The organism is Butyricimonas sp. (assembly GCF_019423355.1).
GTDB lineage: Bacteria > Bacteroidota > Bacteroidia > Bacteroidales > Marinifilaceae > Butyricimonas > Butyricimonas faecihominis.
Map to the genome: position 1 here is coordinate 1 of NZ_JAHZBP010000021.1, position 5,892 is coordinate 5,892.

The 5,892-nt window shown below is 44.5% G+C and carries 7 protein-coding genes; all 7 read right to left on the reverse strand.

The features are described from left to right. Window positions 1-87: 87 nt before the first annotated feature. The gene (gene nhaA, locus QVC79_RS17725; RefSeq protein WP_270592839.1) at window positions 88-1,431 is read right to left on the reverse strand and encodes a Na+/H+ antiporter NhaA; all 1,344 of its coding nucleotides are present in this window, start codon (window positions 1,429-1,431) and stop codon (window positions 88-90) included. A 60-nt stretch (window positions 1,432-1,491) separates the two neighbouring features. Then, complete coding sequence (locus tag QVC79_RS17730; protein WP_270592840.1) at window positions 1,492-2,313, reverse strand: EFR1 family ferrodoxin; 822 nt, start codon at window positions 2,311-2,313, stop codon at window positions 1,492-1,494. Next, entirely contained in the window at window positions 2,310-3,326 is a 1,017-nt protein-coding gene (locus QVC79_RS17735; RefSeq protein ID WP_270592841.1) for a GDP-mannose 4,6-dehydratase, read from the reverse strand. The genes QVC79_RS17730 and QVC79_RS17735 overlap by 4 nt, the downstream gene beginning before the upstream one ends. Window positions 3,327-3,434: 108 nt before the next feature. Beyond that, entirely contained in the window at window positions 3,435-4,715 is a 1,281-nt protein-coding gene (gene mtaB / locus QVC79_RS17740; protein ID WP_270592842.1) for a tRNA (N(6)-L-threonylcarbamoyladenosine(37)-C(2))-methylthiotransferase MtaB, read from the reverse strand. A gap of 48 nt (window positions 4,716-4,763) precedes the next feature. Beyond that, window positions 4,764-4,982 (reverse strand): hypothetical protein, encoded by a 219-nt coding sequence (locus tag QVC79_RS17745; protein ID WP_087422231.1) that lies wholly within the window; start codon window positions 4,980-4,982, stop codon window positions 4,764-4,766. Beyond that, on the reverse strand, window positions 4,979-5,515 hold the full coding sequence (locus tag QVC79_RS17750) for a DUF3990 domain-containing protein (RefSeq protein WP_229783032.1): 537 nt from the start codon (window positions 5,513-5,515) through the stop codon (window positions 4,979-4,981). The genes QVC79_RS17745 and QVC79_RS17750 overlap by 4 nt, the downstream gene beginning before the upstream one ends. Then, complete coding sequence (locus tag QVC79_RS17755; RefSeq protein ID WP_124317737.1) at window positions 5,461-5,682, reverse strand: DUF3791 domain-containing protein; 222 nt, start codon at window positions 5,680-5,682, stop codon at window positions 5,461-5,463. Before QVC79_RS17755 ends, QVC79_RS17750 begins: the two co-directional genes overlap by 55 nt. Between the last annotated feature and the right edge of the window lie 210 nt (window positions 5,683-5,892).

The window sequence follows — 5,892 nt, forward strand, 5'->3', positions numbered from 1 at the left end:
GCAGTACAACGGTTTTCAAGACCGCCGCAATCGACCACTCTGCCACCTCTCCAATGCGGATGCAAATATAAGGACTTTATTTGACTTTCAAAGCGATTTTTGAGTTTTTTTATTCAAGGCATATTTCAAGTAGAAATAACCGCAAACTCCAGCAAACAAGGAGCCTCCGATGATACCGATTTTTGCCTGATTCAATAAAATGGCTCCTTCTGCGCCCATTCCCGTGTAGGAGAGAGTTGCGATAAAGAGGGACACGGTAAATCCGATTCCTCCTAATAGGGATACTCCGAAAAGGGAGTGCATATCCATTTTGTCCGGCATAGTTAACCAGCCGCATTTTATAAAGACGTAGGTGAACGAGAAGATGCCGATGAGTTTTCCGAGTACAAGGGAAACAAAAATCGTTACCGATACGCCTTCTAAGGAGGCAAGCGTGAATCCTTCGAATGAGATGCTGGCGTTGGCGAATGCGAAAAGGGGCATTACCACGTAATTCACAAGGGTACGCAGGTCGTCGTCCATGGCTTGCAGGGGACTGACTACCTTGTCTGAGGCTGACTCTATACTTTTCAATATAGAAAGTTCCGAGTTGCTTAATATGATGTCATTTGAATTCTCCGGTAGTCTTTTCAAACTTTCCCGGATGCTGTTTACGTACTTGTATATGTGTAGTTTAGGACGAGCCGGTACTGTAAATGCCACGATGACTCCCGCAATTGTGGGATGGATTCCGGCATTAATGAACAGGCACCAAACGACGATTCCGAAGAATATGAAAAACAATTTGTTATGAATTCCTTGTCGTCCGCCGATGTACAAGAGAGCAACAATGATCATTGCGGCGATTAAATACTCCACGGTCAGGTGCGAGCTATAGAACAAGGCGATAATGATAATCCCACCGATATCATCCACGACGGCAAAGGCGGTGAGGAATATTTTCAGACTCAAGGGGACTTTCTTGCCTAGGAGTGAGAGAACGCCTAGGGAAAAAGCGATGTCCGTTGCCATGGGTATGGCAGCTCCCCGCATGGCAGGACCGGATGGACTGATCAGCCAGAAAAACAGGACCGGGATGATCATACCCCCGCAGGCTGCCACAACCGGAAGTAAGGCTTTCCGGGGAGAGGAGAGTTCCCCAACAAGTAGTTCCCGTTTGATCTCTAATCCTACCGAGAAGAAAAAGATAGCCATGAGGGCGTCGTTAATGAAATCCAGCAATGTCATCGGATTGCCATCATGACGATCAAAGAGATTGAAATTTCCGATCGTGAGTGTGATATTTTTAGAAAGTAAAATATTGTAATATTCCTGTAAAGGGGAATTAGCGATAAGCATGGCGGCAAGGGCCACGAATAAGAGAACTATCCCTCCATTTATTTTCGTTTGAATCAGTCTTCTAATGGAGAATTTAAATATTTCTTTGACCATTGTCCTGTTTGTTAGTTGACTATGTTGTGTGCTGCAAATTTAATAAAAGTTGTATAAATTTCAAATAAAAAGGGTATTTTCTGCACGTCGGGTCAATCCTTCTTCCAATTCGTGCTGGTGATATAAATACCCCGCATCTTCGTAATATTTTGCCTGTTTGGGGCATTTTTTGATACACGCTCCGCATTTGATGCAGATACCTGTAAATTCTCTTACATTTTCATAGCTGATAGATCCCATGGGGCATACTTTTGCGCAACGCTTGCAGTCATTACAACGGTCGTTGGTAAGCGGTTTCACTTTACGGATGTCTACCGGGGTGCCTTGTCGGTCGCGAGGTGTGTAATATCCCCGGTAGGGGTAGGGGGTTCCGGAAACCGGAATGGGGTGTGATAGCGTGTCTGTCTTGTACTTTTCACTGATTTTGCGAACGAATTCATCCACGATGTCCATGTCTTTCATGTCGGGTCGGTCTTTTGCCAGTATCCGGGAGAAAGAGTGTTCACCCACGAATGCCCCCGCAGCTATCGTGTGGAGTCCGTTGTTTTCAAGAATGTCTCGTAATTCGATTAGCGCATCATCGTAATCCCGGTTCCCGAAAAGCACGACTGGAACGGCTAAAGCCCCGTTGCCTTGCATCGTGTTCAAGTAGGGTAACAGTACGTTTGGAACTCGCCCGGCATATACCGGGGTGCCAAACACCACGAGATCGGAGTCCGTGAATCGCAAGGATTGTGTCCTTGCCTTTGGTAAGGTAAAATCGTATTCTTCGAGATCGGTTTTTAATGCTCTTGAAAGGCCCTTGGCCGTGGCGGTTACGATCTTGCGGGTTGTCCCTGTCGGGCTGAAGTACACGGCCCGGATCTTGTTGATTATTGTCATTTGTTATATGATTTGAACCATTCGGCAAAGCGGGTAATCCCTGTTTCGAGTGATATTTGCGGGGTATACCCGTAGTCTTCCTGCAAGCGGGTAGTATCGGCCCATGTTTGGTAAACGTCTCCCGGCTGCATCCCGACAAACTTTTTACGGGCCTCTTTTCCCAAGTTCTTTTCCAGCAAGTGGACGAAGTCCATAAGCTGGATGGGGGTTCCATGCCCGATATTGTATATCGTGGCGGGGGTACCGGGTACATCTTCCCGCAGGATCCCCGGTGTTGACACGATTTTCTCGATTCCTGTCACGATGTCCTCGATATAGGTGAAATCTCTGGAGAGATTTCCGTTGTTAAAAATGCGAATCACCTCATCGTGTTGAATGGCGTTGGCAAAAAGCATGGGAGCCATGTCCGGGCGCCCGAAGGGACCGTATACCGTGAAGAATCGTAAACCGATGGTTTGTATGCCATAGAGATGGGCGTAGGCATTTGCCATCAACTCGTCACTCTTTTTCGTGGCGGCGTAAATGCTGATCGGGTGATCCACGGTGTCCGTCTCCTTGAATGGAACAGATTGATTGTTCCCGTATACGGAAGAGGACGAGGCGTATATGAATTTCTTACAATTCGTCTTTTTGCAGGATTCCAGTAAATTAATGAATCCCATCACGTTACTTTGCACGTAACTTTCCGGGTGTTTCAAGCTATACCGTACTCCGGCTTGTGCGGCAAGGTTCACCACGCAGTCGAAAGTATGTGTGGTGAATAATTTATGAATAGCCTCGGCGTCACACAGGTCCAACTGGCAGAACGTGTAATTCGTGTTCAGGGAAGATACGATTTCTTTGCCGGGAACGGGATGGTCTATGCCACAGGCGTGTAGGCGGTCGTGTTTCAAGGCAACATCGTAATAATGATTGATAGAATCGATTCCATAAACGGTGTGTCCTGCATCCAGTAATTTCTGAACAAGATAAAAACCGATAAACCCCGCTGTTCCAGTAACTAAGACATTCATAATACCTTGTTTTTTATTTTAAATACAATTTTTACGGCAACAAAAATATAAAATTACTCCGTAAAGTTTGTATTCTTCCGGAGGTTTATGCCGCGTGAAGTCCGGCATTTACGAGCCGAAAATGTCGGTTTTTAGTTCTACGGGTACGATCCGGTTTGCGAGGGAAGAGTCATAGGGGACTTCCACCCGGATGTAGTTGTCCGTGAATCCGCCGATTGATCCGGCAATGTCGCTTTCTTCAAACAGCACCGGACGGGTTTGTCCCACGTGTGCCGTGTAGAAATCGTGCAACTTCTGTTCGGAAATGTCGAGGAGTACGTTCACCCGACGATGCTTTTCCGCTTGCGGGACTATATACGGGATGTCCAGTGCTTTTGTTCCGGAACGTTCCGAATAAGGGAACACGTGTAACTGGGAAACATCCAGTCCGGCAATGAATTGGCGGGCATCTTCGAAGGCCTCCGGTGTTTCTCCCCGCATTCCGGCAATCACGTCCACCCCGATAAAGGCATCGGGAATAAGTGTCTTGATTTCTTGTACTTTCTCTGCGAAAAGTTCTCGTTCGTAGCGTCGTCTCATCAAGTGTAACACTTCGTTACTCCCGGATTGAAGAGGTACGTGGAAGTGTGGCATGAAACGCCGGGAGGAGGCCACGAAACGAATGATGTCATCTGTCAGTAGGTTGGGTTCGATGGAGGAGATCCGGAAACGCTGGATTTCTTCCAGCTCATCCAGAGTCCGTATCAAGTCGAGGAATGTTTCCCCTGTCTCTCTCCCGAAATCTCCCGTGTTTACTCCCGTGAGAATGATTTCCTTGATACCCTTGGATGCCACGTCACGGGCTGCCTTGATCACGTCTTGGATGGCAGCGCTACGGCTACGTCCGCGGGCAAAGGGAATCGTGCAGTAAGAGCAGAAATAGTCGCATCCGTCTTGAATTTTCAGGAAACACCGGGTTCTGTCCCCGTACGAGTAAGCAAGATCGAAGGTTTTAACCCCGAAAATATCGCAGGAATGTGGTTCGTGCCGTTCCTGTTCTTCGAGGTGGTTCAAATAGTGGGCCACGTTGAACTTGTCTTGTGCGTTGAGTACGAGGTGGACACCTTCAATGTCCATGATTTCTTGCGCTCTCAGTTGGGCATAACAACCAACCACAACAATGTAGGCTCCGGGGTTTCGGTGGATGATTTTCCGGATCATCTGCCGTCCTTTTTTCTCTGCAATATCCGTGACGCTACACGTGTTAATCACGAATATATCCGCCCCATCTTTTTCTCCCACAGTCACGGCTCCTTCTTGTTCAAGGCTGTGCTTGATCGTGGAGGTTTCGGAGAAATTCAACTTGCATCCTAACGTGATATATGCCACTCTCTTCCCAACAATGTTCATATGCGATCTACTTTAAATTTGCTAGCGAGGGGCAAAGATAGAGTTTTTTCATTTCTTATCCATGAATTCCTCGTATAAAGCTACGGAACCATAATGCCATAATTTGGTGTTCTCTTTTTCTAGCGCCTTGTAAGTATTGGAGTGATAAAATTGTCGAATGGCATCTATGATAGAACCGCCATGTTCTTTTATATACAGTTGTACAAAAAGGCTGACTTTGGAAGGCAGTAACAAGTAAAGATTTTTGTCTGTAATTTCCCGGTTCATTTGAATACCTCCTTTACTTTTAAAAAGGTTAAATAGGATAGTGATCGTTCCGTGTGAAACAGGAGTTGATCTACTAAAAGATACGTTTTTAGTTCTTGAATTAATTCCTGTTTATTAAGCAGACCTCCTTCATATAAGGCGAAGGCTGCGTAAACACGATCGTTTGCTACCGGACCGTAAACAATATCGTAATTATGACGATAATCTTTGTTTGTTCGATTTTCCATTACAAAATCCAGCCATTCTTCCGTCGGTTCTGTAAAACGTAATACGTTTAATTTTTCTGCAGAAGATAAATCAAACTCGTATATATTAACAATCCCCTTTTCATTCCTTTCTCCAATTTTTCGTTTTACCCATAATTCTGCTTGTTCTTGGGAAGTTGTTGTATAGAATCCCATTCCGTAATCTAATGTACGATTGGCTAGTCGGATTTGTGGTTCTTTTACTATTTCTAAACTACCATGGTATAGTTTCATTAGTTTGCCTTCTTTTGTTTGGTAATGTATTCTTTGATTTCTTCCATCAGCCATTGTTGGCTTTGTGTATGTAATACTTCAAAGTTATCCGATAAGTATGATAAGACGTTATATTTCTCGAACAGGCTAATCGTCTCTTCACCAGATAATCCTTGTTTCATTTTGTATTGTTCAATACAAAATGAAAGGAAATAGGCAATATCTAATTCTTTTTTATTCATAATAATGTCGTTCTCCAAAAATCAGTTCTTATCATATGTTCATCTATTTGCAAAAATAAGAAATTTATAATGAATGGGAGCATGGTTGTCAAGTTTTATGTACTACAATGTTACTCGAGTATGTTGTTTTTATCCGGTATATTTATAAATGATAATTTTTTCGTAATTCTGGAAAACTTTCGTTTGTGCCTTATACAAAGGACTTTGGAA

Coding starts and splice junctions, on each gene's coding strand:
- QVC79_RS17735 (WP_270592841.1), bottom strand. CDS start 3,326: ATGAATGTCTTAGTTACTGGAACAGCGGGGTTTATCGGTTTTTATCTT.
- QVC79_RS17755 (WP_124317737.1), bottom strand. CDS start 5,682: ATGAATAAAAAAGAATTAGATATTGCCTATTTCCTTTCATTTTGTATT.
- nhaA (WP_270592839.1), bottom strand. CDS start 1,431: ATGGTCAAAGAAATATTTAAATTCTCCATTAGAAGACTGATTCAAACG.
- QVC79_RS17750 (WP_229783032.1), bottom strand. CDS start 5,515: ATGGCTGATGGAAGAAATCAAAGAATACATTACCAAACAAAAGAAGGC.
- QVC79_RS17745 (WP_087422231.1), bottom strand. CDS start 4,982: ATGAACCGGGAAATTACAGACAAAAATCTTTACTTGTTACTGCCTTCC.
- QVC79_RS17730 (WP_270592840.1), bottom strand. CDS start 2,313: ATGACAATAATCAACAAGATCCGGGCCGTGTACTTCAGCCCGACAGGG.
- mtaB (WP_270592842.1), bottom strand. CDS start 4,715: ATGAACATTGTTGGGAAGAGAGTGGCATATATCACGTTAGGATGCAAG.